General features: G+C 50.8%; 27 protein-coding genes and 2 tRNA genes. 21 read left to right on the top strand and 8 right to left on the bottom strand.

The window, feature by feature from the left end; genetic code table 11:
• Positions 1–5 precede the first annotated feature (5 nt).
• The 4 genes from FPV09_RS07450 to FPV09_RS12225 are packed head-to-tail and all read right to left on the bottom strand — an operon-like array spanning position 6 to position 1,661.
• Entirely contained in the window at positions 6–878 is an 873-nt protein-coding gene (locus FPV09_RS07450; protein WP_148882918.1) for a glycosyltransferase family 2 protein, read from the bottom strand.
• Between the two features lie 18 nt (positions 879–896).
• Entirely contained in the window at positions 897–1,361 is a 465-nt protein-coding gene (locus tag FPV09_RS07445) for a type II toxin-antitoxin system VapC family toxin (RefSeq protein ID WP_148882917.1), read from the bottom strand.
• Positions 1,358–1,552, bottom strand: coding sequence for an antitoxin family protein (locus tag FPV09_RS07440; RefSeq protein WP_246112249.1), 195 nt, complete (start codon positions 1,550–1,552; stop codon positions 1,358–1,360). Before FPV09_RS07440 ends, FPV09_RS07445 begins: the two co-directional genes overlap by 4 nt.
• Positions 1,530–1,661 carry a hypothetical protein gene (locus FPV09_RS12225; RefSeq protein ID WP_281288754.1) on the bottom strand — a complete coding sequence of 44 codons (132 nt, stop codon included), beginning with the start codon at positions 1,659–1,661 and terminating at the stop codon, positions 1,530–1,532. Before FPV09_RS12225 ends, FPV09_RS07440 begins: the two co-directional genes overlap by 23 nt.
• Before the next feature lie 309 nt (positions 1,662–1,970).
• Here FPV09_RS12225 and FPV09_RS07430 point away from each other — a divergent pair.
• Both FPV09_RS07430 and FPV09_RS07425 read left to right on the top strand, forming a co-directional pair.
• Positions 1,971–2,048 (top strand) — tRNA-Glu (locus tag FPV09_RS07430).
• 10 nt (positions 2,049–2,058) lie between these two features.
• Positions 2,059–2,136, top strand: a tRNA-Ile gene (locus FPV09_RS07425).
• 173 nt (positions 2,137–2,309) lie between these two features.
• On the opposite strand, the gene FPV09_RS07420 is transcribed toward FPV09_RS07425, so the two are convergent.
• From FPV09_RS07420 to FPV09_RS07410, 3 genes are all read right to left on the bottom strand, one after another.
• A complete protein-coding gene (locus FPV09_RS07420; protein WP_148882915.1) occupies positions 2,310–2,618 on the bottom strand; it encodes a hypothetical protein in 309 nt (102 codons plus the stop codon).
• Positions 2,619–2,782: 164 nt separating this feature from the next.
• Positions 2,783–3,712, bottom strand: coding sequence for an ATP-binding protein (locus tag FPV09_RS07415; protein ID WP_148882914.1), 930 nt, complete (start codon positions 3,710–3,712; stop codon positions 2,783–2,785).
• Positions 3,709–4,710, bottom strand: coding sequence for an ATP-binding protein (locus FPV09_RS07410; protein WP_168194749.1), 1,002 nt, complete (start codon positions 4,708–4,710; stop codon positions 3,709–3,711). Before FPV09_RS07410 ends, FPV09_RS07415 begins: the two co-directional genes overlap by 4 nt.
• Before the next feature lie 216 nt (positions 4,711–4,926).
• On the opposite strand from FPV09_RS07410, the gene FPV09_RS07405 reads away from it, so the two are divergent.
• The 11 genes from FPV09_RS07405 (at position 4,927) to FPV09_RS07355 (ending at position 12,027) form a co-directional block, all read left to right on the top strand.
• Positions 4,927–5,280: an ATP-binding protein gene (locus tag FPV09_RS07405; RefSeq protein ID WP_148882912.1), complete on the top strand. Its 354-nt coding sequence runs from the start codon at positions 4,927–4,929 to the stop codon at positions 5,278–5,280.
• An 8-nt stretch (positions 5,281–5,288) separates the two neighbouring features.
• Positions 5,289–5,420, top strand: coding sequence for a helix-turn-helix domain-containing protein (locus tag FPV09_RS12285; protein WP_148882911.1), 132 nt, complete (start codon positions 5,289–5,291; stop codon positions 5,418–5,420).
• Between the two features lie 609 nt (positions 5,421–6,029).
• Positions 6,030–6,800, top strand: coding sequence for a type IV toxin-antitoxin system AbiEi family antitoxin domain-containing protein (locus tag FPV09_RS07395; protein ID WP_148882910.1), 771 nt, complete (start codon positions 6,030–6,032; stop codon positions 6,798–6,800).
• The gene (locus tag FPV09_RS07390; protein ID WP_246112248.1) at positions 6,797–7,000 is read left to right on the top strand and encodes a nucleotidyl transferase AbiEii/AbiGii toxin family protein; all 204 of its coding nucleotides are present in this window, start codon (positions 6,797–6,799) and stop codon (positions 6,998–7,000) included. Before FPV09_RS07395 ends, FPV09_RS07390 begins: the two co-directional genes overlap by 4 nt.
• Before the next feature lie 491 nt (positions 7,001–7,491).
• On the top strand, positions 7,492–8,580 hold the full coding sequence (locus FPV09_RS07385) for an AAA family ATPase (protein ID WP_148882909.1): 1,089 nt from the start codon (positions 7,492–7,494) through the stop codon (positions 8,578–8,580).
• Positions 8,581–9,280: 700 nt separating this feature from the next.
• Entirely contained in the window at positions 9,281–10,072 is a 792-nt protein-coding gene (locus tag FPV09_RS07380) for a type IV toxin-antitoxin system AbiEi family antitoxin domain-containing protein (protein WP_148882908.1), read from the top strand.
• On the top strand, positions 10,065–10,856 hold the full coding sequence (locus tag FPV09_RS07375) for a nucleotidyl transferase AbiEii/AbiGii toxin family protein (protein WP_148882907.1): 792 nt from the start codon (positions 10,065–10,067) through the stop codon (positions 10,854–10,856). Before FPV09_RS07380 ends, FPV09_RS07375 begins: the two co-directional genes overlap by 8 nt.
• Positions 10,857–10,944: 88 nt before the next feature.
• Positions 10,945–11,124, top strand: a complete 180-nt coding sequence (locus tag FPV09_RS07370; RefSeq protein ID WP_012572828.1) for a zinc finger domain-containing protein — start codon at positions 10,945–10,947, stop codon at positions 11,122–11,124.
• 18 nt (positions 11,125–11,142) lie between these two features.
• Positions 11,143–11,418, top strand: a complete 276-nt coding sequence (locus tag FPV09_RS07365) for an elongation factor 1-beta (protein ID WP_014012768.1) — start codon at positions 11,143–11,145, stop codon at positions 11,416–11,418.
• Between the two features lie 103 nt (positions 11,419–11,521).
• Positions 11,522–11,806, top strand: coding sequence for a DUF4258 domain-containing protein (locus FPV09_RS07360; RefSeq protein ID WP_148882906.1), 285 nt, complete (start codon positions 11,522–11,524; stop codon positions 11,804–11,806).
• 56 nt (positions 11,807–11,862) lie between these two features.
• Positions 11,863–12,027 (top strand): DUF2283 domain-containing protein, encoded by a 165-nt coding sequence (locus tag FPV09_RS07355; RefSeq protein WP_246112247.1) that lies wholly within the window; start codon positions 11,863–11,865, stop codon positions 12,025–12,027.
• On the opposite strand, the gene FPV09_RS07350 is transcribed toward FPV09_RS07355, so the two are convergent.
• Positions 12,024–13,049, bottom strand: coding sequence for a tetratricopeptide repeat protein (locus FPV09_RS07350; RefSeq protein WP_148882904.1), 1,026 nt, complete (start codon positions 13,047–13,049; stop codon positions 12,024–12,026). The two genes, FPV09_RS07355 and FPV09_RS07350, sit on opposite strands and share 4 nt — an antisense overlap.
• A 302-nt stretch (positions 13,050–13,351) precedes the next feature.
• Here FPV09_RS07350 and FPV09_RS07345 point away from each other — a divergent pair, with 302 nt between their 5' ends.
• The 8 genes from FPV09_RS07345 (at position 13,352) to FPV09_RS07310 (ending at position 26,439) form a co-directional block, all read left to right on the top strand.
• Positions 13,352–16,162 carry an anaerobic ribonucleoside triphosphate reductase gene (locus tag FPV09_RS07345; protein ID WP_148882903.1) on the top strand — a complete coding sequence of 937 codons (2,811 nt, stop codon included), beginning with the start codon at positions 13,352–13,354 and terminating at the stop codon, positions 16,160–16,162.
• Positions 16,163–16,190: 28 nt separating this feature from the next.
• Positions 16,191–16,904, top strand: a complete 714-nt coding sequence (locus FPV09_RS07340) for an anaerobic ribonucleoside-triphosphate reductase activating protein (RefSeq protein ID WP_148882902.1) — start codon at positions 16,191–16,193, stop codon at positions 16,902–16,904.
• Positions 16,905–17,036: 132 nt separating this feature from the next.
• On the top strand, positions 17,037–18,164 hold the full coding sequence (locus FPV09_RS07335; protein WP_148882901.1) for an ABC transporter substrate-binding protein: 1,128 nt from the start codon (positions 17,037–17,039) through the stop codon (positions 18,162–18,164).
• Between the two features lie 2 nt (positions 18,165–18,166).
• On the top strand, positions 18,167–19,213 hold the full coding sequence (locus FPV09_RS07330; protein ID WP_148882900.1) for a FecCD family ABC transporter permease: 1,047 nt from the start codon (positions 18,167–18,169) through the stop codon (positions 19,211–19,213).
• A complete protein-coding gene (locus FPV09_RS07325) occupies positions 19,206–19,982 on the top strand; it encodes an ABC transporter ATP-binding protein (protein WP_148882899.1) in 777 nt (258 codons plus the stop codon). The genes FPV09_RS07330 and FPV09_RS07325 overlap by 8 nt, the downstream gene beginning before the upstream one ends.
• A complete protein-coding gene (locus tag FPV09_RS07320) occupies positions 19,969–20,781 on the top strand; it encodes a class I SAM-dependent methyltransferase (protein ID WP_148882898.1) in 813 nt (270 codons plus the stop codon). The genes FPV09_RS07325 and FPV09_RS07320 overlap by 14 nt, the downstream gene beginning before the upstream one ends.
• A gap of 10 nt (positions 20,782–20,791) precedes the next feature.
• On the top strand, positions 20,792–24,544 hold the full coding sequence (locus tag FPV09_RS07315) for a cobaltochelatase subunit CobN (RefSeq protein ID WP_148883764.1): 3,753 nt from the start codon (positions 20,792–20,794) through the stop codon (positions 24,542–24,544).
• Positions 24,520–26,439: a VWA domain-containing protein gene (locus FPV09_RS07310; RefSeq protein ID WP_148882897.1), complete on the top strand. Its 1,920-nt coding sequence runs from the start codon at positions 24,520–24,522 to the stop codon at positions 26,437–26,439. The genes FPV09_RS07315 and FPV09_RS07310 overlap by 25 nt, the downstream gene beginning before the upstream one ends.
• Positions 26,440–26,592 lie beyond the last annotated feature (153 nt).

Raw genomic sequence — 26,592 nt, 5'->3', positions numbered from 1 at the left:
CTAGTTCACTCCCTCACCATCTTTGCCAGCACGTTCAGCGTCAACCCAGCAACGAACAGCTGAATTCCAATGATCGCAAATATTCCAGCTCCTATTGCCTGAGTTAAATAAACCTGCCCACCGTTGTAATACGGCTCCAGGGCCAGATATCCCAAAATGCCGGCTATGATAAACGACATCAAGCTCAAAACGCCGAACAGCAGCAACGGCCTCCTGTATCCAATCAGCCCTATAATGCCGGCAAGCACCCCGAGTCCATGCGATAGGGGGTTCTTCTTGTGCTTGTTCGGCACATCGTACCTGACGGTTATGGGAACCTCCATGAGCCTGATCCCCCTCTCGCTCGCCTTCACAATCATGTCGGTCTCTATTGAGTAGCCGTTGCTATTTAAGTCTAACCTCTCCAGGGCTTTCCGGTTCAGGGCCCTGAAGCCGCTCTGCGAATCAACATCAACGTTTGAAGCAACTTTGGTGCTTTTGTTCAGCACCCATAGACCAAGCCTTCTGTAAAGGGGGATCTCCTTTTTGCTCCCGTTTAAATATCTCGACCCGATAACAAGGTCGGCCTCCTCCTTAATTATTGGCTCAAGCAGGAGGGGAATCTCATCTGGGTTGTGCTGGCCGTCGGCGTCAATGGTTACAACAATATCATAGTCCCTGCTCAGAGCGTACTCAAAACCCGTTTTGAGGGCTTTCGCCTTTCCCAAGTTATGCTCATGCCTTATTACAACTGCCCCACACTCCCTCGCAACCTCCGACGTCCTGTCCCCGCTCCCGTCATCAACCACTAGAACGTCGCCGTACTTCTTGGCGAGGACAACCACCGACCCAATCGTGAGCTCTTCGTTGTAAGCGGGGACGATTATCAGGATGTTCATCGAGACCCCTCCACGTGATTAACTTCCCATCCCAGACATGCCTTCCCCACCGAGCAGTTTTGTGATATCATCAATGACCTTCTCACCTTTGAGGAGATAAAACGCGCTGATTCCAAAGTCCCTGGCGCTCTTTACCTGGAACTTATCGTTTGATACCAAAATTGAATCCGTGACCTTGGCTGTGGCTATATAAAACGAGTCAGCTGCCTTACACCCCGTTTCAAGGGCGATGAGAAACGCCAGCTCAAAGAGCTCGCCAGTTTCTACGAAGTTTATGACCTTAAAAGTCGACTCCGCTGTCAGGATTGCCTCGTCCTTTTTCATCCTCCTGACTAGTTGCGAGACAAGTTCAATCTTGAAAAGTTCGGGTTCAAAGATGGGAACGCCATTAACCTTCTCAAAAAACCTCTCCGCTAACCTTGTTCTGCTTTCGTCGTATTCAAAAAATAAATCAACAAACACAGAGGCATCAACGACTATCATCGTCTCTCCTCCAAAAACGCAATCAACACATCCTCCTGAACCTTTTTCCGGTGTTTTCTGGCGAATTCTACGAGTTCTTTACCGGAAGTTAGAATAACAACCCCCCGCGCTCCCTCCCTAACGTGGACTTTCTTTAGGGGGACAAAGACTCCGTCCCTATAAACTACCTCAATTCTCTCCAACGCCGCCACCTCTGCTCCTTTTCAAAACATCCCCGTACTTCTTGGCTAAAGCAACGACTGACCCAACCGTCAGCTCCTCATTGTAGGCGGGGATGATTATCAGGATGTTACGGTCCATACCTTTTCACCGGCGGTATCGTTGCTTAATACTTTGCGATATGTGATACGTCCCTGATTGGGAATATACGCTCCAACATGCTTGGATACCTATATTACTGCATACTTTTAAGTTTTTCGAGTTCCGTGGAACGTTGGGTTTCCGGGTGGAACGTTATTTGACATGAATACCACTGGTCTAATTTTAACATTGAACCTCCTGCGATTATCTCAAGAAGTACCACCAGAAAATCCGTGTTTCTGGTTGGACTTGGGGGTCGTTCCCCACCGAAAACTTTTTAAATCCTCTAAGCTCTCTAATCTCGGACACGCCCCGGTGGTGTAGCCCGGTCAATCATGCGGGACTCTCGATCCCGCGACCCGGGTTCAAATCCCGGCCGGGGCACCAGAATTCTCTTGGGCCCGTGGCTCAGCCTGGTCAGAGCGCCCGCCTGATAAGCGGGAGGTCCGGGGTTCGAAGCCCCGCGGGCCCACCATTTCAGCCCTTGCTTCGCAAGCGCTGGCGGAAGAAAGAGTGCTTTTCTAAGAATTGACAAGTTCTGAAATGGGTTTTTCATTTACTCGCTCCTTTGTGAGTGTTTCTCTTTGAGAAGGCGCCCGAAGGGCGCCAATGGTAAGTTGAAACTGCTCTGAAAAGCTTCCTTTTATGTTAAACCCCGCTTAAAATTATCCAGTTCTTTAGTGCACGACTAATTTTTGCTTTTCTTTGAGAAGGGTGTTCTTTGGTCAAACTTTGCTCTGCAAAGTTTGCTCGCCTGCGCAAAGTTTCATCAAAGTTGGCAGCTCCCTCTTGAAGTGCAAGTTCTCTAGAGGGTTTCTGCTTAAAATCAATTGTTTTGAGTGAGAACTCCTTTAGGGACTCCTTGTAAAGGAGTTTAACCTTAAAAAGACGCCCGTAGGGCGTCAGAGGAAAAGTAAACCCCTTTGATACGCTCGGCATTTTGTTCATTGTTCTCATCAAGAACAGGGTTCCCGAGAAGAAAACCAGAACTTTTCCAAACGCGACAATGCAGAGAGCTACAAACTTTTGGCGAAGCTTTTTCCAATTTTTCCAAAAGCTTCCTGTGCTCCCAAACGTGCATTATTACACAAAAATACATACTCAGAAGAATGAGTATGTATTTATATGTCAAAAAACTGAAATGGTATTGGTGTCTTTACCATATCTTTGTTCAAAAAGTCAACATAGCCAAGCTCATACAATGGGAATAAATATCTTGACAGCGATTTTTCATCTATGCCATACTTTTGGACAATGTCTTCACGCTTTACATATTCCCGAACCCTGGTTTCCTTTGCAACCGCCGCGGCCACCTCAACGAGTTTCCTGCCCTTTTTGGGCCCCTTCGGTGCGAGGTCGCGAAGAGCGATTTTGCTGATCATCCTCCTGTATTCTTTGATATCACAGTCCACACTCCGGAGAAGCTCAAGAGCACCCCTTAAACCACCAGTCAACCCATAAACTCTCACCACATCGAAGGGGCAATCGCCGAGAAATTTTATACTCTCATTTGGCGAGAGTGGAACAACTTCAACGAAGACCTCAAACCTGCCGAACAGGGGCGAGGAGTAGTCTCCAACACCGAGGTAGTTCAACAGGCGGGACGTCGAACGCGGTACGAAGACGAAACGGAGGTGACCAAGGTCGATGAACTCTTGGAAGAACTCACGGGGATCACCGTCGTCCTTTCTCGCATAGCCAAAGAACTCGGCATGATCAAAAACGACGTGGGTGCCCTGAGGGAGCGCGGAGAGCATGGAATGGAAATCGTTGAAATCACCAATCCCATCGAGGTTGAAGAAAACCACCGAGCCAACGGGCGCACTGGTTTCAATTGAAAGTTTCAAGTCCTCAACGAGGCCCCTCACAACCCATAAATCCTTCTTCATCCACGCATTGAAAACGTCGAAGATGACGTAGTTCTCCTGTGATCCTTCAAAGTACTCCCTTATAAAGTGGCTCTTACCCGAGAGCCTCGGCCCGCGAAGGATTACGAAGTGCTGATTTATGAAGCGGTCCATCTGGTACTTTTCAAACTCGTAGAACCTCATTCTACACCACCCCACTTGGATAGTATCCTTCTCAGACACGGGTCATCAACAATCCCACCTTTTACCACGCCAAAGATTTTGAGGTCTTCGAGAAGCTCCCTCTCGTTCCTGTCAAATTCATTGGTTCTCCTGTCGAGTAAGAACTCAACAAAACGCTTTTTATCAACAGTGGGGTGTTGGTTGATGATCTCGTCGAGATCTTGGATTATGCTTTCACCATCACCGGAAACAAAATCTTCGTAAACGTGCTCCACAGCATCCTCAATGTCATAGTTTCTAAGGATTACGAGTTTGGCCACGTCAATTATGAGACCAGGTGTACCACCAACACCGTGGTATATCGTGGAAATATCATCTGCATCAAGTAACATCCCATTTTGTTTGAATCCCTTTTCAATGAACTCACGGGCCTTCATTTCATCGAACGGATATAGAGTAAACCAGTCAATTTTTCGTGCTATTCCGAGATTTCTTATCTTATAAACGCTTGAGCCCGTGAGAACTATCGTGGCAGTTGATTCAAAACGCTTGTAAAAATCATTTACAACCTCTCTCAAATCTTCCGACTTCAAACGTTGAACTTCATCGAGAATGATATAACACTTTTCCTTACAAACTTCGTCGATGTCGGGAGCTTTTGTTGTTGAAGTGGATTTGCTTGCAGACCCGCTTATCCCAAGACTGACTCCTCCACCGACATTCCATCCTTCTGTTTTTGAACCATAAATGCTTTCAATTTTTTTGTTGAGTTTATCAAATACTTTGTCAGCATCCCACCCGCTATGAACTTTCAACGGAATCGGATTAAGACTTTCAACCTCACCATAAGCGTAAGCAAACACACTTTTTCCAACCCTTCTATAACCAATTATTGACACTACAACACTTCTCCCATTGATGAGCTTCCTGAATTTTCTTCTTTCCGGATCTCTTCCATATATTTCTTCCCACCTCTTTATCTCGCCAGGTTTGAAGTATCCCCTGAGATCGACTGCCACCTCTCCACACCGGATAGAACTCTCACAGAAAGTATAAAAGATTTCATACTCTTGTGCCACATCGAAGGCAGATACATCCGGTACTTCTCAATGTCATCTTGCACCATCTCGTTTCTTATAAAACAACGAAATAAAATGGTGCGATTGAGTTTGTTGACTGGGGAAGGTAATCTCAATGAACAAAAACTATTCCGAGACCCCCTTACCGCCTGAAGAATGACGAGACCCTTCTCGGGAGAAAAGCGTTTCAAAGAAATATTCCCAATACGCTTCCTTGAGGAGGGCTTTGAGCAAAACGAATTTGATGATTATGACTTCGATGAACTCATACTTGCGTACGATGAGGTAGGTGGAACGCCGGGCTGGCTCATTGATTATGCAAATGACCGCCTTGAAGGCTACACTCACAGAAAAGCGCTCAAAAACATGATTGAGAAGGCTAAAAAGAATGTGATAAGTGAGTTCAAGCAACTGAGAAAAGACAAGAAAAAAGAATCAAACTACGAAAAGGTCATGAGGGTCATCGCGAAGAAAGTTATGAGAGAGGATATGCGACGTTTGGGGAAATAAAGAAATATATGGGTCTGAATGATTCCACGGTGAGAGAATTACTCATCAAGCTTGAGGATTATGGATACATTGAACAGGTAGGCCATAATAGGTATACAATCTTTGACCCCATTGTAGCAAATGTGTTTATTGATGTATAAAGTTCCACATCCCAAGTAACTTGGGATGTTGAAAGTTGTTCGTTGATAGACATGTTTGGTGCAGTTGGGGGTATATAAGCCATTCGATGAGCCTGGGACCTGAAGGGATGTTCTTTTCGACCACAAGAAACTTTTGCCAAGCAAAAGTTTCATCAAGGTTCGTAGCTCCTTATAAAGACTGATTTTTGGGTGATTTCTTATTGTGGGATTGTTTTGAATTTGAGAACTTTTAAAACTGCCCTGTTGGTGTGGGTTTAACTCCAAACGACGCCCTTTGGGCGTCAAAAAAGAGTAAACCTTCTTCAAGTCTCATTTAAAGTGTTCTCCTCTATGAATCCTGATTGACGGATGAAATCTTCTCAGAAGGTTATTTTAGGAGAGCTACAAACTTTTGGTCAAGCTTTTCCCAAAAGCTTCAGCGCTGGCGGAAGATTAGGTGCTTTTCTAAAAATTGGCAAGTTCTGAAATGGGTTTTTCATTTGCTTGCTCCTTTATGGGTGTTTCCCCCTGCAAAGTTTGCTCTGCTGGCACGAGCAAAGTCTTCCCAAAAGCTTTAAATTCAAAATTTCTCAAATAACACTAAAAATACTCAGTATAAGGAGAGAAAAAATGAACAAGGTGGAAGTGCTGAGAAAGCTCATGGAGCTGGGGGAGGCGTTCACCGTCATGGAAGCCAGGGAGAAGTTGGGCCTGAGCGACAAGCTTCTGAACTACTACCTCCAGGAGCTCACCAAGGAAGGATTCCTGAAGCGAATTTACAGGGGTGTTTATGCCGTAACCCCCAACCCCGCCCAGCCACCGGTAGTGGACGACTTCCTCCTGGCCTCGTTAATCGTGAAGCCCTCCGCGGTGGCATACTGGAGCGCCCTCAACTACTACGGACTCACTGAGCAGATTCCACGAACGACGTTCATCCAGACCCCCAAGAAGAGGGGATACCCTGGGAGGATAAGCATCGGTGGAAGAAGATTTAGAGTCGTGACGGTCAGGCCTCACAAGTTTTTCGGGCTGACCACCATAAGGAGGGGCGGAAGGAACGTCAGCATCACCGACCCGGAAAAGACGTTAATTGACTGCCTTGACAAGCCCCAGTACTGTGGGGGTATCATCGAGGTAATGAAGGCGCTGAGGAACGGCGCCTTTGATAAGGAAACCCTATTAGCGTATGCGGAGCGGATGGGGAGCACAACAGTCCTGAAGAGGCTCGGCTTCCTCAGCGAAAGGCTTGGACTCGATCTTGAGGAGGAGATAAAAATACCCGAAAAGAACCTCAGGAGCTTTTCCCTGCTGGACCCAACAATGCCTCCCGATGGCCGTTTTGATCGCAGATGGGGCCTCAGAGTGAACGTCCCCGATGATTACTGGGGTGAACTTGAATGATGGAGGATGAAATAAAACGGAAGGCCAGAGAGCTCGGAGTTCCCGTTTCCACGGTTGAGAAGGATTACGCCATAAGCTGGATGCTTTACGGGCTCTGGAAAAGTACACTCTGGAGGCAGCTGGCGTTCAAGGGCGGAACATGCATCAAGAAGGCCTACATTGAGGACTACCGCTTTTCAGAGGACCTTGATTACTTTTGATACAGACTTTAGGGACAGGCTGGGCTTTGAGATTTATCCCCTCAAAGATCTCCAATCAAAAAAGACCAAAGTTCGCAGGGGTGCCATAACCGAGGAGAACATTAATAATGGTCTATCATTTTTGCAAAATTTTTTGGAGAACTCCACTGGTCTTTTATAGTATGTGCATCACTATCCCTAACTTTTCCATCTGCTTCCCCTAACTACAAAGGCTTTCCCAGCACTTCCATCTGTGTCTCACCGTCCCTAGTGAAGGGGGTTCATTTGCGGGGGATCCTCTCTGGTCGATTCTTGCTAAGTGTTCAACTTCGGAAACAGAAATGACGTGTGGTTTGTCCCCTGTGAACTGTTTCTCCTGATGCTTTGAGCTTTTTCGTAGTTCCCTTTATCCAAACCCGTATGAGAGGAGGCTAGTGTTGTTAGGGGTTGGTTAAGCCCCGCAACTCTTATATACATCTTTGGACATCCCCCATAATGGGGTGTGTCCAGACATGTTGTTTGATGTCCAGCCAAAGACCTCAATTGACGAACTGTTCGGGAGAAGAGCGGAGTATTTGAGCTTTCTTGACGCTATTGAGAAGAGGAGGAACTTCTTCATAATCACCGGGCCGCGCAGGATAGGGAAGACGAGCTTTCTCTACGCCGCGCTCAACGAGCTTGAACAGGAGTACGGTATTCCATACGCCGTGATTGACGCGAGGGCCGCCACATCCCTGAACTCAAAGTACCCGCAGAGAATCATTGCCGAGCGTCTGTACAAAGCTATCTCGAGGAAGGGCTTCGTTGGGGGTGTAATCTCAAGGATAAAAGGGATCAGAATCAGCGGCATTGAAGTTGAGCTGCAGGAAAAGGGCTTTGACATTGTAGATGTTCTCTCGGCGATAAACGAGGGGAACGAGCTCGCTGTGATAGCCTTTGATGAGGCCCAATACCTCCGCTTTTCGAATGAAGACCTCACAAAGCTCTTTGCATGGGTTCTCGACAGCCTTCACAACATAGTGCTCGTGTTCACTGGCTCCCAGGTGGGCGTTCTTGAGAACTTCCTTCGCCTTGATGAGGGAGACTCCCCTCTTTTCGGGAGGTACGAGGTGAGGATAAGCTTACCGCGCTTCAACCCCTCGGAGAGCCTTGAGTTCCTGAGGAGGGGCTTTGAGGAGTACGGGATCGACGTGAACGAGCGGGAGCTCCTCCCGGTGGTGAACACTCTCGATGGGGTTCCAGGATGGCTTGTTCACTATGGGGCCCACAGAATCGATGGGCTTACTAATGAAGAAGCCATTGAGAAGGTTTTGGAAAAGGCCATGAAGTACGTGCAAACGGAGTTTGAAGAGTTGGACAAGCTCTCTCCTCGTTATCGTGTTGTGGTAAGGGCGATAGCATGGCTGAGCGAAGGAAGAGGTTATGCAAGATGGGAGAGAATAAAGGGGCTTGTTGAGGAAGAATTGGAAGAGAAAATAGATGAAAAGGCAATGAGGGGGTACTTATCAAAGCTAATGGACTATGGCTTCGTGGAGACGATTGGGTACGGAAAGTATAGAATCCCTGATCCGGTCATGTACCGAGTCTTCAGAAGAATGTAATTGTATGTACTATTTTAGACATCCCCCATAATGGGGGACCTCTCATTTCTCTGAGAACCTGCCCCGCAGGCTGTTTTCTGAGTAGTGTTTTTTGTTTCGTTTGTGTATTTTTGTGACCGTAAGTTTTTTGGGGTTTTGCGTGATTTTCTTTTGTGGGTCGTTTCCGTTCGGCCTTGAGGTTGATGACCTCCCGTTTGAGGTGCCTGGTAGCCCCAATGTGAACGGGAGTGTGAAACCAACCGCACCGATTGCAACAAAAGCAACCGGTAGCGGAAACGGTAACCCCCGGGGCGTGGGGGCGGAGCCCCCAGCAACCTTTGCTTGGCAAAGGTTGACCAAAAGTCCTAACTGCGTAATCTGCTAAAGTGAGTTCGTGTGTCTTCTATTAAGTTTGAGAGTTTTGGCTGGGTTTTATTTCAATAAGCCAATTTTGTTTTTGGTTTCTCTATTGTTTTAGCGCCCGGAGGGCGCTGTTGGAGTGAAACCATGTGAGAGTGAATGTTATGTGGATAAACCCTTTGGAGAAGACCATCAATGAGGACACACGAACTTTGATGAAACTTTGCGCAGGCAAAGTTTCTTGCGGGGTGGAACCCCGCATCTCACCATATCAAGATGAGCGATTGTGTGCTATCGTAAGTTCCACCCCTTTAACCCCTTCCGAAAATTTTATTAAGAAAATTACTATAACGGTCACTATATGCAGAAAAATTACTACCTCACAAAAACTGAACAGGACATAATGAGGGCTATACGGGGAGCGGATATTGTGAGTGCCGATGAGATTAGAGAGCTCTTCCCAGGTCTCAGCAGTGGGATGGTTAAAAAGGTCCTTTGGAGCCTCTCAAAAAAAGGATACCTCACAAGGCTGAAGAAAGGCATCTACCTCGTCAACGAACAGCCAGGAAACCCCTCAATAAAAAACCCCTATCGGATAGCCCTTGCCATATTCCCAGGATATATAGCCTTCTCTTCCGCCCTGAGGCTTTATGACCTACTCGACTATGAGCCGTTCACGATATTCGTGGCAACACCGAGAAAATCCGGCAAAAGAAGCATTGGGGAGTACACGATCAAGGCCGTTGCCCTCGGAGAAAAGGCCACTGGAATGACGCTTAAGGATGGCGTCTACACCTCCACCCTTGCAAAGACATTCTTCGACTGCTTCTACAAGCCTGCCTACTGCGGGGGCTACTCCGAGATAATCAAGGCCCTCTACGAGGCCGAAAAACTTGACTGGGATGAATTCTTGAGCTACTTCGAACACTTTGCCAGCGACTCCCTCTGCCAAAGGACTGGCTATGTTCTGGAGCTCCTCAAAAACGAGCTGGGGGTAGACATCCCTGAGAGGGTTCTTGACTATCTAAGGGGCAGGGTTAGAAGCTGGACGAAGCTTGTCCCGACTCTTCCCTCCCGCGGGAGAAGCATTAAAGAATGGAAGGTGATAGACAACCTTGGAAAGGAAAAGATACTGGGGTGGGTCTATGGATGAGGAAATGCTCCGGTATCTGGCAGCGAAGACCGGGCTGGGCCTGAACTACATCGCCAAGGAGGAGCGCATTTCTTTCCTGCTGAGCCAGCTGTGGGGAATCTTCGGCGAGAAAGCGATACTTAAGGGCGGCACTGCCCTCAACAGAGTCTATCTCGCCAGAATCGGGGCGGCAAGGTTTTCCGAGGACATAGACATTGACTATTTCAACGGCGACGTTGGAACCGCAGCCGAGGAGATAAAAGAGGGCATGAGGCTCGTGGAGGGATTTGACGTTAAGGGACCGAGGGTTCTGCACAGGACTTTTCGGTTTGACTGCTATTACAGGAACCCCCTCGGGAACCGGGACAGAGTTAAGGTTGAGTTCTACCTCAGCAGGCCGCCCTATATTGAGGTCAGAGTTGAGCTGGTCAAATCACCCTTTGTGGGTGAGTACCCAACCATGTTCAGGGTCTACTCCTTCGAAGACCTGCTCGCCAAGAAACTCGCCGCCCTCTACAACCGCACTGAAGGCAAGGACATCTACGACTCCTTCCATGCCCTCAACATGGAGTTTGATAAGAAAAGGCTGGGGAATGCTTTGAGGCTCACCCTTGAATTCTATCACATCGAGGATGAGTTTTGGAGGGGTTTGATTGAGAAGCTCGATCACGCAAAGGAAAATGCCCGGTACATCGGCAACTCCACCAACCACTTTATCCCCAAGAGCCTGCGCCCCAACTGGGAAGAGATGATAGGAAGCCTGAAGCTCAGAATTGAAGAACTTGGCCAGGTGATCCCTCTGTAGTTCGCGCCTTTTCCCAGAGAAAGGTTTATAAGCCAACCCCCTCAATGCCCACCAGTGATTAAAACCACCTTTCTTGGAGGTGTTCGCAGTGGAAGCCAAGTTCGAGATACCCGTATGCACATCATGCGGAAAGGAGATAACCCCTAGGGAGCACGCCACTCACTTCGTCTGCCCGAACTGCGGCGAGGAGATAATCTGGCGCTGCGAAAGCTGCAGGGTCCTCTCAGTCCCCTACAAGTGCCCCAAGTGCGGCTGGGAGGGGCCGTGAATTAGGAGGTGAAAAGGAATGAGCGACTTCAACCTCGTTGGTGTTATTAAGGTCATGCCGACCGACCCGGATGTCAACCTCGACGAGCTCGAGGAGAAGCTGAAAGCTGTTATCCCCGAGAAGTTCGGCCTCGCCAAGGTCGAGCGCGAGCCTATAGCTTTTGGTCTCGTCGCCCTCAAGTTCTACGTCCTCGGAAGGGACGAGGAGGGCTACTCCTACGACGCCGTCGCCGATCTCTTCCGCGAGGTCGAGAACGTCGAGAGCGCGGAAGTTGAGACCGTCTCGAGGATCTGAATCCTCGTTCCTTTTTCTCTATCCGAACCACATCCTATTTTGGGGCGCCTTCAAAAACGCAGAAACCACAATGTTTTTAGTTTTTTGAGATGATTAAGTTTTGATGAAGATTGTCTTAACTGAACATGCAAAAGAAAGGCTTAAAGAACGGGAAATTGACCTCAAAGAGGTGGAAGCGGCCATTAATTTACCCAGAAGAAAGTTCTATGATCTGCGCTCGGGTCATTTCATTGCAGTTGGCCTGAGGAACATTCCAGGGCACTGGCTGATAATAGCCTACGACAAAAGAGAGGATACTGTTGAAGTTATAACCGTTATAGACACCAGTAAGAGCCTTGATAAAATCATTGAAAGGAGATTATCATCTCGGAGGTGGGTTGAGGTATGAAGGTTAGGTATGACCCAAAGGCTGATATCCTATACCTCTTGATTAGGGAGGGTCCCGTGGCCGATACCGACGAGGTTGACGACGATGTATGGTTTGAGTACGACGAGAATGGAAACGTTGTTGGAATTGAGATATGGAATGCTGGGGAGAACGTAATCAGAAAGAGCCTCCTTGAGATAGAGCGCTACACAAAGGGATTAGAGGAAGAAATAAAGACTTAGAGCCCCAGCTCCAAACTCAGCTTCGGCTTCTTCCACTCGTCGAGAATCGAGCGGAGATCCTCGTTCTCCACCTTTGAATAAAGCTCATCGAACCTCTCCTTTGCACCCTCTTCTCCGGCCTTCCAGCGGGCCAGCTCCGCTATGGCCCTGAAGAAGTATGCCGTATCGTCCTCGAAGAGCTCGGCAAAGCCTTCCATGTTCCTGGCAACCGTTCCGTACTCGCTCTCGTTGAACAGTCCCTCTATGAAGTCAACGAGCGTATCGAAGACGAGGCCAAAAATCTCGTCGCTTACGTTTATGGCCTTGACGAGGGCGTCCCGTATAGCTCTGAAAGCTTTGTCGTACTCCTCCCTTCCGGCCAGTATCTCGGCCTCGACCAGCCTGGCGTTTATCTCAATCTCGTCCTCCCTCGGGTTCCGGAGAACCTCGTTTATCAGCGCCTCCGCCGCGTCGTAGTCCCCGAGTTCGTACCTGAAGTGCGCAAGGTCGAGGAGGCTTATCATGTGGTTCTTCTCGTCCCGTATCCCCTCGAAGATCCCCCTCGCGCGCTCCATGAGCTCGATGGCCTTCTCGGTCTCGCCCATCTCGTCGTAGTTCACCGCCAGGTTCGCCAGCGTGAGCGCTATCTCCCTCTCGTTCTTCAGAACCTCTTCCTCGAGTTTGAGGAGCTCCTCGTAGGTCTCTATCGCCTTCTCCGGCATGCCGAAGTGCTCGTAGGCGTCCGCCAGGTAGTAGAGCGCGGTGGCGTACTCCTCGGGGTCATCCTTCTTCCTCTCGGCCACCCTCCGGTAGAGCTCGATTCCGGCCTCAGCGTCGTCGAGGTGCGCGTAGACGTGGCCTATCTCGTGAGCCAGGTCGTAGGGATCCTCGCACTCCTCGGCGACCCCCTTGAGCCTCTCGAGCTCCTTTCTGAGGGTCTCCTCGTCCTCTATGGAGTCTATGTAATCGTCAAAGAGCTCCAGGAGCCTCTCACAGTCCTTCGCGGTGAGGGCATTCTCCCATTCGGCCTTGATGTCGCCCATTTTCACATCACCTGGTTTCGGTTCGCCGAACGGGTTAAAAAGCTATGGTCGCTAGAAACTGTGTTTTATAGTCAAATATTGATTTAGCATTTTGTATGGATGACAATTATTTGTCGATACTTGTTTCAGTGGCATCCTGTGTTGTCAGTTTGTCTGTCTAACTATCAATGGATGTCTGTCCAGCCTGTCATTTGGTACTAAAGCATAGGAAGATTTTGCAGAACTGACTATGGGTTCAAGGAGAAGTGTTATATCCTGCATTTGTTTCCATTATTGTTGGACAATTTATCCAGGTGGTGAACGTGGAGAGTGTTAAAAAGGACATAATTCAGGAGTACGCGGGCTGGAGCAGTCTGGACGTTCTGGAGAATGCCAACCGCTATCCCGGACCAACTGGCTTCTTCGCCTACGTGATGGAAGAAGCGCTCAAAGAGCACCTCTCGCTCATCCCAACGGGGGGCAGGGAGGCCCACTTCAGCGGCGATATCTACATCCACAAGCTTCCCTACAGCCTCTACATCCCCTACTGCACCGGCCACAGCACGGCGAGGCTCCTGGAGAAGGGTCTGAGGACGCCAACGATAGTGTCGAGGCCCGCTAAACACTTCGACACCTACGTCGACCACATAGCCAACTACCTCATAACCATGCAGCACTACTTCAGCGGCGCTCAGGCCCTCTCAAGCGTCGAGTGGTATGCGGGGCCCTTCATAAGGAAAGAGGGCCTCGACAGGAGGAAGATACGGCAGAACATTCAGAGACTGGTCTACAACCTCAACTATCCGAGCAGGGTGGGGATGCAATGCCTATCTGAAGACACGGTTATACTAACCCCCTATGGGTGGAAGAGGTATGATGAAGTAAACGTTGGGGACATCATATATACATTCAATGTTGAAACTAAGAGTATAGAGCCAAAGGTTGTCCGGCATGTGCATGTATCCCGCTATTCAGGTAAGATGTACAACTTAAGAAACAGAACACAGGATCAGCTGATTTCTCCAGGGCATAGGGTCGTAAGAAAGGTCTTCAACTCGGACAGGTATACCCTCACTCCGGTTGAAGAGGTGTTGAAGTTCAAATCGCCGGTACCTATTCCCACACCAGCCATTACTAGACTGGAAAACGATGGTATTGAGATAAATGGGGAATGGATAAAACTTCTTGCGTGGATACTTTCTGAAGGTTCGATTGAAAAGAGGCCCAAAGGAACACCACGAATAACCATAGTGCAGTCTCCTGAATCGCATCCTGAGGAGTACATAGAAATACTGGAGCTGTTATCAAAACTGGGACTTGAGTACACAGTAAGAGATGACCCAGGCTGGGGAAATGCAAAGGCAATCCGCTTGAACGCCGAATCCTCAAGGACGGTTATAGAAAAGCTTGGGATACATGGAAAGAAGCCTCCGCTGTGGCTTTATCAGCTGAACAGAGAGCAGGCCAAGGTTTTCATCGAGACATACGTTAAGGGGGGTGGGTACACTGAAAAGGGGAAGAACAGAATCAGAATAACAACGACGGATGAGGAAATAAAGGATGCTATAGTGGCGGTTGCCGTTCTTGCGGGATACAACGTTTCGGTTTCAGTGAGAACGCCAAATCCACCCTCCAAGAAAGTTCAGTACACAATCACCCTAACAAAGACAGGACACGAATATATTCAGGAGATAAGAGAGGTCGAGTATTCCGGGATAATCTGGTCAGTGAACACAGAGAACGAAACAGTTATAGCAATGAGGAAGGGCTCTGTGTTTATAACAGGAAACACACCTTTCACCAACTTTACCGTAACTCTAGACGTGCCGAAGAAAATGCTCGAAGGTGACCACGCGATTTACGATGGCAAAAAGCTTGATCCACTCGGAGAGTACGAGAGAGAAGCCAAGGAGTTCTTCATAGCTCTGACTGAGGTGCTCAGAGAGGGTGACGCGATAGGCCAGCCCTTCACGTTTCCTATCCCCACCCTGATGGTCACAGCTAAAATGCTCTGGGACGATCCAGAGGTCTTCGAGGCCGTCTTTGAAACGGCGTCGAAGCGCGGAAGCTTCTACTGGCTCAACACGAACGTCGTTGACCCCGATGCGAGCTACGCGATGTGCTGCCGGCTTAATATCGACAAAAACGAGTTTATGTATGCTTTCGGGCTGAACGGGAAGAGCTCCGGGGAAAAAGCGCTGGAAAGGCTAGAGAGACAGCGCTTCGGCGGCCTCTGGGCGATGCCCGACGTCACCGGCTCCGTGAACGTCACGACGGTCAACCTTCCGAGACTTGCACTCAAAGCCAATGGCGATGACGATAGGTTCTGGGAAGAGTACGGGCGCGTTCTCCAGGTCGTCCGGGACACTACCGACTGGTTCCGTGAGCGCTACGTGAGATTGATAACGAACTACCGCCAGATGTATCAGATGATCCACCTCTACCTCGAGGAGTTCCCGTCGAGCCACTTCAACACAATAGGAATTCTTGGTTTGCCCGAGGCGGCTGCAATATACCTCAACGAACCTGAACTCTGGACTGAAGGAACGAGGAAGGACTGGCTCAAAGCTGCGGAGCTGATGAGGGATATGGTCGAGTTCGCCACTGCTAAAGCGAGGGAGTGGATGAGAGAAACCGGAACGCCCTGGAACGTTGAGGAAGTTCCGGGAGAGAGCGCTGCGGCAAAGCTTGCCATAAAGGACCTCAGGGAGTTCCCGGAGCTTAAGGAATACCTCAGCGACCTGGAGAACCCGATTTACTCAACCAGCATAGCGCCCTACTACGGCTCGCTTGAGCTGGGCGACAGGATACGCATAGAGGAAAAGGTTCAGAGGAGCTTCACAGGTGGAGTAATGATGCACATCTTCTTAGGAGAAGAGCCGGACCCGGAGGCACTGGCAAAGCTCACGAAAAGGCTCATGAGGACAGACCTCGTCTACTGGAGCTACACGCCGGCTGTGACGGTCTGCAACGACTGTAACCACTCAACTACGGGTATTCACACACACTGTCCGCGCTGCGGAAGCGAGAACGTCGAGATATGGAGCAGGATTATCGGCTACTACCGCCCGCTCAAAAACTGGAATCCCTTTAGGAAGAAGGAGTTCTGGACGAGGAGGCACTACACCTCCTGACATCTTCTTTTCTCTTGGGGGTGATTCGATGCTCACAAGTGGCTGGAAAGCCGTCAGCATGGTGGATGTCCGCGGAAAGGTTACCTTTACGCTCTGGCTGTGCGGCTGTAACTTGAAATGCCCCTTCTGTCATAACTGGCGGATAGCTGAGGGAAAAGGCTGCTTCGAGCTGGAACGGGGAGCAATGCTTGAGGAGCTTGAGGTGAACTCCTTCCTCATAGATTACTTCCACGTCACCGGTGGCGAGCCGCTGATGCAGTGGGCCGAGCTTTCATCGCTGTTAGCCGGTGTGAAGGCTCTTGACGTTCCCGTCAGCCTCAACACGAACCTCACCCTTGTTGGGCCGCTTGAAAAACTCCTTAATGCCGGGCTCGTTGATCACATCGCGACCGACCTGAAGGCACCTCCGGCTGTTCTCTATGGCCTTCCCGAGGAAGCCAGCGAACGGCTCTGGAGGCTGTTCCTGAGGGGACTTGAGCTGGTATCCGACTACGGTCTTCCCCTTGAACTTCGCATTCCCGTTCCCAAGGGCTTTGACGTATGGCCATGGATCGAGGAGGGACTCGAACACATCGACACGGACTTCTACGTTGTCCTTAATCCGCTCGTCGGAAAACCGCTGACAAATCCTCGCGACGAAACATGGTGCTCCGCCCACTGCTGGCCGGATGAGGAAGTCAGAAATCCTGGAGAGAGACTTGATGAGCTTGGTATTGAATTTCATGTAAACAGGTGGGCTTAATTCTTTTCGTTTTGGTGTTATCAAAACCATAAGTTGGGAACCTATTGTTTTAAAAAGTGTTAAAAATCCGCAATATCTTTCCGGTTTTGTATTACTAAATTGGAAATTAGTATCACAATGGCGGTGAGCACAATGAAATCCCGCGGAAAGACATTCACCCTGTTTCTGATCGGCGTCTTGCTACTCGCCGTCGTGGCGAGCGGCTGTATAGGCGGCGGAACTACTACACCTACCACCGCGCCCCCCTCCAGCCCAACGGAGACGGTTTCGTTCCCGACAACCACCACTGCCGCTCCCAAGTACCCGATAACCGTCACGGACTCCGCGGGAAGGACCGTCACCATAGATAAGCCGCCGGAGAGGGTGATAGTGCTCTCCGGCTACTGGGCAGAGGTGCTCTGTGTCCTTGGGGTCTGCAATAAAATAGTGGGAGTTGGCAACTACATCAAGTACGACCCGTACCTTCCGGATGACGTGAAGAACAGGACCGTCGTTGGCAGCAACTTCAAGGGGCTCAACTGGGAGACCGTCGTCGGTTTGAATCCAGACCTCATAATAATCGACTGGTATGGCGGCAAGTACGCCGACGCCGAGACGATACGGAAGGCAGAAGAGCTCGGCATACCTGTCATAGCGCTCACTGCCAGGACCATTGAGGACAACGTGGAGGTCGTCGAGCTCCTTGGAAAGGTCTTTGACAAAGAAGAGAAGGCCGGTGAGCTGGCCGGATGGATGGAGGAGAAGCTCAACGCCGTGAAGAAAACCGCCGCCCAGATTCCAGAGGACGAGAGGAAGAAAGTCCTCCTCATAAGTGCCCCCAAGGACATCGCCGGCCCGGTTACTGTCTACGCCAACGGAAGCGCGTGGGCGAGCATGGTGGAGCTCGTCGGTGCCCACAACCTGGCCTTTGACGTCAGCTTCGACACCCAGTGGCCCAAGCTCGACCTCGAGAAGATAATAACTTACTGGGGCAACCAGACAGACGTGTTAATAGTGACGTCATTCAGTCAGGACAGGCTTGACAATGCCGTGAACGGCATCAAAAATGACTCAAGGTGGCAGGAGATCAGGGCAGTCAGGGAGGGACACGTCTACGGCATCCTCGCAGGTTCAAAGGGCTACCTCGACTGGGGCCCGAGGATAATAGTCGGCCTCTACCAGATGGCCAACATAGTCTACCCCGACCGCTACCAGAGCTGGGAGTCAGTCAGGGACGAGCTGATTGAGAAGTTCTACAGCCCGTTCTACCAGGGTGGGTGAGCATGAAGAAGGCCCTCCACCTTTTATTTTTGCTTTCCCCTGTTCCTGCCCTCATCGTGAGCCTGTGTATGGGAACCTACCCAATTCCTCCCTCCACCGTGGTGAGCATGCTGGCCCTTAAAGGGGCTCAGCTTATCTCCGAAGTTTTGAAAACTTTAACCCTTGGAAAGATATCCTTCTCCGTCACGATTCCCTACCCGAGCGTTTACCAGACCATACTCTTCCAGATACGCCTCCCCCGTGTCCTGATGGCCATGCTCGTCGGCTCGGCCCTTGCCATTTCGGGTGCCGTCCTGCAGGCCATATTCAGGAACCCCCTCGTCAACAGCTACATCCTCGGCATCTCTTCTGGAGCCGCATTCGGTGCGGCTTTAGCTATAGGCCTCTCCGTTGGCGTAGGGGTTACTCCTTCAGCGTTCGCCTTCGCGCTCCTCGCGGTCTTCATAACGACCTCGCTGGCGAGGGTCGGCGGAAGGATAACCCCAGTCTCGCTCGTACTCGCTGGAATCATAGTCAACGCCTTCTTTTCAGCTTTAACGTCCCTCCTCAAGTTCCTTATGGAGCACGACAAGCTGGCGAGCATCGTCTACTGGCTCATGGGGAGCTTCGCCAACTCGGACTGGGGCTCGGTCAGAGTGGCCTTCCCGGTGATCCTCGCCGGCTGTTTCCTGATATACTCAATGCGCTGGCAGCTGAACGTGCTCTCCTTCGGTGAGGAGGCCAAAATCGTGGGTGTCGAGACGGAAAAATTAAAGTTCGTCTTCATAGTCATCGTCTCCATGATAACGGCCGTCTCAATAGCCTTCTGCGGTATAATCGGGTGGGTCGGGCTGGTGATACCCCACATAGTCAGGATGGCCTTCGGCCCGGACCACAAGACCCTGATACCCCTGACGATAACCCTCGGGGCTTCGTTCATGGTCTTGGCGGATACGCTCGCGAGGTCTGTGGCGACCTACGAGATACCGATCGGTATAATAACGACCCTCCTTGGAATTCCCTTCTTCGCTTACCTGCTCAGGAAGACGGGCGGTGGATGGGATGCTTGAGGTCAGGGGTTTGGCCTTCAGCTACGGCGATTTCAGCATCGAAGGGGTCACCCTCGAGGTGAAGGAAGGGGAAGTCGTGACGCTCCTTGGCCCCAACGGGAGCGGGAAGACCACCATACTGAAGGCCATCTACGGGCTGCTGAAGCCCAAGGAGAGGTGCGTCTTCATTGACGGCCGGGACTTCCATGAACTGCCCATCAGGGAGAGGGCCAAGCTGGCCGGCTACGTCCCACAGTCCCACACGCCGCCCTTCCCATACACGGTGCTTGATGTTGTCGTCACGGGCTTGGCTTCCCAGCTCGGCCCCTTCGAGAGCCCGGGAAAAGAGCACTACGAGAAGGCCCTCGAAAAGCTCGGGCTCCTCGGGCTCGAGCGCTTTAAGGATAAACCTTACACCCAGCTGAGCGGCGGACAGATGCAGCTGGTTCTGATAGCGAGGGCCCTCGTTCAGGAGCCGAGGTTTCTGCTCCTCGACGAGCCAACGGCTCACCTTGACTTCAAGAACCAGGTCAAGGTCCTCGGGATGGTCAGGAGGCTCGCGCGGGAGGGTATTTCCACCATCATGACGCTCCATGACCCCAACCTCACCTCTGTGTACTCGGATAGGGTTGCACTGGTGAAGGGAGGACGAATCGCGGCGATTGGAGAGCCAAAAGAGGTGATAAGGGAAGACGTACTCGAAGAGGTTTACGGAATGCCGGTTTCAGTGCTTGAGTTCAATGGATTCAGACTGGTGATTCCAGGGGGTGAGTTGAATGGAGCTGATTGACTGGAACGAGGTCTGGAAGAGGCGCTGGGAGTGGGTGAAAAGGAACGATCCCCACCGCGGTTCCGAAGCATTCTGGAACAAGTACGCCGAGACGTACTACCAGAGAATGAAAAAACAGGGAAGGGAAAGGGAGGAGATAGCCGGGTGGCTCTGCGAGACCTTCGGCCTCGATGAAAGCTCGACCGTCCTGGAGATAGGGCCCGGTCCTGGCACCTACACGATTCCCCTTGCAAAGCGCGTTGCAAAGGTCACGGTCGTCGAGAGTTCATCGAAGATGATAGAGTTTCTCCGGAGGCACATGGAGGAGGAAGACGTTGAAAACGTTGAGGTAATCCACTCGCGGTGGGAGAACGTCTCCGGGCTGAAGGCTCATGATGTCGTCTTCGCGGCCTATTCCCTCAGCGTTCCAGACCTGAGGGAGGCGCTTTTGAAAATGAACTCCCTCGCAGTTAAAGGGGCCTGCATACTCACGAGCGCCGGGAACTCCGGCTGGTCGAAGGTCTACGCCAGGCTCTTTCCCCTCGTGTATGGCAAGGAGTACATGCCCTCCCACGGTCACATCGTTTTTTACAACCTCCTCTACCAGCTCGGGATATACGCCAACGTTTTAATAACCCGGAAGGAACACACCGTCGAGTACGGGAGCGTTGATGAAGCCGTGAAGGACTGGGCTCTCCGGCTGAACACCGAGAATCTCGAAGCCGTCAGAAAAGGCCTGATGGACTTTCTTGAGGTTTCGGAAAATGTGATTCTCCTAAGGTACGAGCACAGGGACGCGAGAATATGGTGGTACAAGTGAGGTGGTGGAGTTGATATGCCTGATACTTGGCTACGGTGCGAGGTCCCTGCCCATGCTGAGGGAGATACTTGATGAGGAGAGAATAGATGGGCTCGTGCTCACCGACCAGAACTGCGAGAGAGAGCTGGAGGGGATAGAGAAGTCGGATGTAATCTTCATTTACGCCCACGAGCTTCCTGAAATAGTAGAGGAAAGGATTAAAGAAAGCAAGGCTAAAGTCATTGCCTGCGCCGGCCTGGAAAGCCTAACTACTGTCCCGGAGGAGGTTCTGATAAAGGCCAAGACCTACTACGTCCTCGGGGGCAAAAAGAACCTGAGGAACCTAGTTAGGTTCCTTGCGAGCCTCGCTGGAGCGGAGATTGATTACGAAGATCCCCAGGAGGTGCCGATGCACGGCATCTATCACCCCGAGCTGGGCCTTTTTGAAAGCCTGGACGAATACCTGAAAGCCTACGGGAAGGGACCCCTCATTGGAGTTCTCTTCTGGAGGAGTGCCTGGCTTTATAAGGAGTTCGGACCAATTGGAGAACTTATCAGGGCCCTTGAAGAGGAAGGCTTTGGGGTAATCCCGGTCTTCACCTACGGAAAAGACTCACGGACTGGGCTTGGAAGGGAGAAGAGCGAGGCCGTTGAGGAGTTCTTCATGAAGGATGGAACGCCGGTTGTGGAAGCTTTAATCAGCTTAATCTCCTTCGGCACGGTCGAGCTGAAGAACCTGGGGAGGCTCAACGTCCCGGTCTTCGCCCCGATAAGGTCCTACTACCAGTCCGTCGAGGATTGGAAGAAGGGTGAGAGCGTTGACTACATGACTCAGGTCTATGGGGTAATAATTCCGGAAGTTGCGGGTGCAATTGAGCCGATTTTTGTAGCAGGAACCAGAAACGTTGAGGGCTACAAGAAGGACGAGCCCTATGAAGAGCACATAAGGTACCTGGCCAGAAGGGTGAAGAAGTGGGTCGAGCTCAGGAAGAAGCCCAGGGATAAAGTTAGGATAGCAATCGTTTTGATAAACCCGCCGTGCAAAGGCCTTGAGGCGAACGTTGCTGTGGGCCTCGGCCTGGACGTTCCCGAGAGCATCGTCAGACTTCTGCACAGGCTCAAGGAGGAAGGATACTACGTTGGTGAAGACCTGCCGGAGAACGGTGAAGAGCTGATAAAACTAATTTTAAAGAGAAAAGCGATAAGCGAGTTCAGGTGGACGAGCGTTGGGGAGATAGTCAAAAGCGGAGGGGCGATTGACTTCGTGGGCCTGGAGGAGTACCTTGAGTGGTTCAACGAGCTGCCGGGGGACCTGAGGGAGAGAATCGTCAGAGACTGGGGAAAGCCAGAGGAGATTTTGGCTGGAAAAGTGGACAAAGCGCTGGTCGGCATGGTTTACGATAGAAAGTTCGTCGTCCCGGGGATAAGGTTTGGAAACGTCCTCATTACGCCCCAGCCCAAGTTCGGCTGCGCCGGGGCCAGGTGCGACGGAAAGGTATGCAGGATTTTGCATGACCCAACGATAACCCCACCTCACCAGTGGTGGGCCGTTTACAGGTGGATAACGCGCAAATTTAGGGCTGATGTAATGATTCACTTCGGAACCCACGGCTACCTTGAATTCAGGCCCGGAAAAGGCGTCGGGCTCTCCCCCTCGTGTGTCCCTGAAGCTTCTTTGGACGACGTTCCTCACATCTACGTTTATGCTGTCTCCAACCCGATGGAGGGCGTTATTGCCAAGAGGAGAGGCTACGCAGCGCTTGTAGACCACATCTACCCCCCGATGGGGATGGCGGAGGTTCTGGATGATTTAGATTCTCTCCTAACCCAGTATGCAAAGGCAAAGAGCCTGGGAGACGAGGCAAGGAGAAAGAAAATTTACGAGCAGATCCTTGAGAAGGCCAAGGAAAACAGGCTGAGAATAGCGGATCCCGAAGATGAGGAGCGGACGATAGAGGAGATACACCGCTACGTTGAGCTGATGAGGGGCTCCCAGATAAACCTCGGCCTTCACATCTTCGGATACCCACCAAACGAACCCGAAAGATTGGCGGAATACGTTGCCACTGCAATGGCCTATGATTCCTACGCTTCCCCTTCGATTAAGCGCGTCATAGCCGAGGCAGTGGGCCTGGACTACGATGAACTAAAAAAGAATCCCCTGGGAACTACAAACGGGTTCACGAACAGAGAGCTTCTGGAGGTTTTCCACAGGATAGCGGTCAAGAGCCTGGAGCGTTTGCTTGAGGGAGAAAGCTTTGAAGTCGTTGGGGAAGAGATTGAGAAGTTTGGATTTAAAGTTAAGGAGAAAGAAAAGCTTGAAGAAACGTTTAGAAAAGCCCTGGAAGTTGCGGAGAAAATAATCGGGTGTAAAAAAGAGCACGAAGGATTCTTGAAGGGACTGAAGGGAGAATACGTTGAACCCGGCCCCTCAGGCGCGATAACGAGGGGGAAGTTCGAAATTCTGCCAACGGGAAGGAACTTCTATGCAGTTGATCCAAGGACTCTGCCGACCAAAGCGGCGTGGCAGATAGGAGTCGAAACCGCGGAGAAGCTCCTGGAGGAATACATGAAAAAGCACGGAAAATACCCGGAAAGCGTCGGACAGGTTCTCTGGAGCATAGACGGCTATAAGGCGGATGGAGAGCAGATAGCCCAGATTCTGTATCTGATTGGAGTCCGGCCGGTTTGGAAAGGAGATGTAGTTGCAGGGCTTGAAGTAATTCCCCCAGAGGAGCTCGGAAGGCCGAGGATTGATGTTCTGGTGAGGATAAGCGGAATAGTGAGGGACACGCTGCCGAACTACATCTACCTGATTGACGAGGCCATAGAGAAGGTCGTTACGCTGGATGAACCCCCGGAAATGAACTACATTAGAAAGCACTACGTTGAGCACATCAAAAAGCTCATTGAACTCGGAAAGAGCTTTGAGGAAGCGCAGAGGTTCGCAAGGTTTAGGGTTTTCTCGGCCCCGCCGGGTGCCTACGGGGTTGGAGTGAATTTAGCGGTTGAATCATCGGGCTGGAGGAGTGACGAGGATTTAGCTAAAGTGTGGATTCAGTGGAGCGGCTACGCCTACGGAAAGGATGCCTCTGGCGTTGAAGCATATGACTCGCTGGTCTTGAACCTGAAAGAGGTGGACGTGATTAACAGAAACCACATAAGCGACGAGCACGACCCGACTAACTGCTGCTGCTATTTTGCCCATCACGGAGGATTCAAGGCCGCAGTTGATGCCCTAACCGGCAAGAACGCTGAAGTGGTTCAGACGGACACGAGGGACATAAGCGATACCAAAATCGTTGAGGTGAAGGTTGAGCTTGAAAGGGTCGTCAGGGCAAAGCTCCTCAACGAGCGCTGGATTGAGGAGATGAAAAAGCACGGCTATCGCGCTGCTGAGTTCTCCAAGAAGATCAACCACCTATACGGCTGGGAGGCAACGACGAAGCTCGTTGAGGACTGGGTTTTTGACGAGATAGCGGGGAAATACGTTCTGGACGAAGAGATGAGGAGATGGTTCGAGGAGCACAATCCCTACGCCATCGAGGAGATCGCGAGAAGGCTAATTGAAGCCTATGAGCGCGGCCTGTGGGAGACGAGTGAGGAGCTCATTGAAAGGCTCATGGAGGTTTATTCGGAAATTGAAGGAATTCTGGAAGAAAGCCTCGGTGAAGGGGAAGTCCAGGGCGGGACGATCGAAATTTACACTGCCCAAGATGATGAACACTGGAATGAAAAAATTAAGGAGGTGGATAAAATATGGAGCCTCGTGAAAAACGATTAGTCTTCCCGTTCTCTGCAATAGTCGGGCAGGAAAAGGCCAAGCTGGCACTACTCTGTGTAGCCGTTAATCCCCTGATCGGTGGTGTCCTGCTTAAAGGAGACAAAGGAACGGGAAAATCGACCCTGGTCAGGGCTCTGGCCAACGTTTTGCCCGAGATTGAAGTCGTGGCGGACTGTCCCTTCAACTGCAATCCGAGGAATCCTTTGGAGATGTGCGACAGCTGTTATGAGAGATATGAAAATGGGGAAGAGTTGCCTATAGCAAAGAGGAAGATGCGCGTTGTGGACTTGCCCTTAAGCGTTACAATAGACAGATTAGTCGGAACAGTTGACGTTGAGCGCTTTTTAAAAGAGGGCAAAAAAGCTCTGCAGCCGGGAATACTCGCGGAAGCAAACAGAGGGGTCCTTTACATTGATGAGGTGAACCTTCTCGACGACTACATAGCCGATTCACTTTTAGATGCTGCAGCAATGGGATGGAACACGATAGAGAGAGAAGGGATTTCCTTTAGGCATCCGGCGAGGTTCATCTTGGTTGGAAGCATGAACCCTGAGGAAGGCGAGCTCAGACCGCAGATCCTCGACAGGTTCGGTTTATGCGTTGAAGTTTCAGCACCGATGAACCCAGAGGAGAGGATAGAGATAGTCAAGCGCGTTGAAGAGTTCCATGAAGACCCCATAAGCTTCTATAAAAAGTTTGAGAGCGAAGAGAAGAAGCTCACGGAGAGGATCGTTAAGGCGAGGGAGATTCTGCCGAAGGTCGAGATAAGCGACGATTTGCTGAAGCTTTTGGCTGAAACGGTCGTTAACCTGGGAATCAAAACCAACAGGGCCGAGATAGCCACGATAAAGACGGCCAAAGCAATAGCCGCCCTGAACGGAAGGAGAAGGGTCTCATTGGAAGACCTAGAAAAAGCCATGGAATTAGCTTTACCGCACCGCCTGAGGGACAGGCCGTTCCAAAAGCCACCCCGGATGAGGCCCCCGAAGCCTAAGGACGGTAAGGGGCACGACCACAAAGGCGACCACAAGCATGAGCACAAGAAGGAAGAAAAAGGTGGAAAGAGAAACCAGGAGTCCCAAAGTCGAGGGACTGGAAACTTGGAGCAAAATTTTCGCTCAAGCGAAGCCAAAATCCCGAGGATAGAGAGCAGAAACTTTGATGGGGGCGAATTCAGAGGATACCGCTCCTCAAGGGACGTCAGCGTCACGGTGATAAACTTTCCCAGAGGGGTTCCGGTTTCATACCTTCCACCCGTCAACGGGGGAATTAAGGACGTTGATTTTTACAATTCTTTGATCTGGGCAGTTCTGAACGGTAAAAAACCCCCAATAAAGCTCGATTTAAACGACGTCCGCGTCAGGGTCAGGAAGACCAAAGCTCCTACGCTCTGGGTTCTGCTCCTGGATTCGAGCGGAAGCATGGCCGTGCAGAAGAGGATAAGCATCGCGAAGGGGATAGCGGAGAAGCTGGTTGAGAACGGATACACAAAGCGGTCAAAGATGGCCCTGATCGTTGCGAAAGGCAATCAGGCGGAAATATTCGTTCCACCTACGAAGAACTACTGGGAGGTGCTTGAGAAAATAGAGAGCGTTCCAACTGGAGGGAGAACGCCTTTGAGTTCGGCCCTCTACAATCTTCTGCTTCTGGCGAACAGGGAGAGGATGAAGGATAAATCAGTCAAGGTGAGGGCTTTTCTAATAACCGATGGAAAGGCGAACGTGCCGCTCTTTGGAAAGAGGATCAAGGAGGAAATAACGGAGCTGGCCAGGGCGCTGAAAAAGAGAGAGATTGAGCTCACGATTTATGATACTAGGGGAAGGGGAATAAACCCGGGCCTGTCCTACGTTCCCATCCTGGAGCGGGTTGCTAGGGCGGAGGTACACAAAGTTTAGCCCTCTGAAGCGCTCTGTAGCTGGAAGAACGGCTGCACGGATGTATGGTGGGAGGCTGGGCCGGTCGGAGGCTTTGGATTTCTGAAACCTTTGTCCATTACGTACCGTGCAGCTCTGGGGTGATGCCAAGAAACCGAAAACTTTATAAATAAT

The organism is Thermococcus aciditolerans (assembly GCF_008152015.1).
Taxonomy (GTDB): Archaea; Methanobacteriota_B; Thermococci; order Thermococcales; family Thermococcaceae; genus Thermococcus; species Thermococcus celericrescens.
The sequence above is the reverse complement of the archived record's forward strand: the minus strand, read 5'-3'. Positions and strand labels throughout refer to the sequence as shown.

Bases quoted from the DNA above. Each gene is read 5' to 3' on its own strand.
- FPV09_RS07450 (WP_148882918.1), bottom strand. From the start codon at position 878: ATGAACATCCTGATAATCGTCCCCGCTTACAACGAAGAGCTCACGATT.
- FPV09_RS07445 (WP_148882917.1), bottom strand. From the start codon at position 1,361: ATGATAGTCGTTGATGCCTCTGTGTTTGTTGATTTATTTTTTGAATAC.
- FPV09_RS12225 (WP_281288754.1), bottom strand. From the start codon at position 1,661: ATGGACCGTAACATCCTGATAATCATCCCCGCCTACAATGAGGAGCTG.
- FPV09_RS07420 (WP_148882915.1), bottom strand. From the start codon at position 2,618: ATGAGAACAATGAACAAAATGCCGAGCGTATCAAAGGGGTTTACTTTT.
- FPV09_RS07415 (WP_148882914.1), bottom strand. From the start codon at position 3,712: ATGAGGTTCTACGAGTTTGAAAAGTACCAGATGGACCGCTTCATAAAT.
- FPV09_RS07405 (WP_148882912.1), top strand. From the start codon at position 4,927: ATGACGAGACCCTTCTCGGGAGAAAAGCGTTTCAAAGAAATATTCCCA.
- FPV09_RS12285 (WP_148882911.1), top strand. From the start codon at position 5,289: ATGGGTCTGAATGATTCCACGGTGAGAGAATTACTCATCAAGCTTGAG.
- FPV09_RS07395 (WP_148882910.1), top strand. From the start codon at position 6,030: ATGAACAAGGTGGAAGTGCTGAGAAAGCTCATGGAGCTGGGGGAGGCG.
- FPV09_RS07390 (WP_246112248.1), top strand. From the start codon at position 6,797: ATGATGGAGGATGAAATAAAACGGAAGGCCAGAGAGCTCGGAGTTCCC.
- FPV09_RS07385 (WP_148882909.1), top strand. From the start codon at position 7,492: ATGTTGTTTGATGTCCAGCCAAAGACCTCAATTGACGAACTGTTCGGG.
- FPV09_RS07380 (WP_148882908.1), top strand. From the start codon at position 9,281: ATGCAGAAAAATTACTACCTCACAAAAACTGAACAGGACATAATGAGG.
- FPV09_RS07375 (WP_148882907.1), top strand. From the start codon at position 10,065: ATGGATGAGGAAATGCTCCGGTATCTGGCAGCGAAGACCGGGCTGGGC.
- FPV09_RS07365 (WP_014012768.1), top strand. From the start codon at position 11,143: ATGAGCGACTTCAACCTCGTTGGTGTTATTAAGGTCATGCCGACCGAC.
- FPV09_RS07360 (WP_148882906.1), top strand. From the start codon at position 11,522: ATGAAGATTGTCTTAACTGAACATGCAAAAGAAAGGCTTAAAGAACGG.
- FPV09_RS07350 (WP_148882904.1), bottom strand. From the start codon at position 13,049: ATGGGCGACATCAAGGCCGAATGGGAGAATGCCCTCACCGCGAAGGAC.
- FPV09_RS07340 (WP_148882902.1), top strand. From the start codon at position 16,191: ATGCTCACAAGTGGCTGGAAAGCCGTCAGCATGGTGGATGTCCGCGGA.
- FPV09_RS07335 (WP_148882901.1), top strand. From the start codon at position 17,037: ATGAAATCCCGCGGAAAGACATTCACCCTGTTTCTGATCGGCGTCTTG.
- FPV09_RS07330 (WP_148882900.1), top strand. From the start codon at position 18,167: ATGAAGAAGGCCCTCCACCTTTTATTTTTGCTTTCCCCTGTTCCTGCC.
- FPV09_RS07325 (WP_148882899.1), top strand. From the start codon at position 19,206: ATGCTTGAGGTCAGGGGTTTGGCCTTCAGCTACGGCGATTTCAGCATC.
- FPV09_RS07320 (WP_148882898.1), top strand. From the start codon at position 19,969: ATGGAGCTGATTGACTGGAACGAGGTCTGGAAGAGGCGCTGGGAGTGG.
- FPV09_RS07310 (WP_148882897.1), top strand. From the start codon at position 24,520: ATGGAGCCTCGTGAAAAACGATTAGTCTTCCCGTTCTCTGCAATAGTC.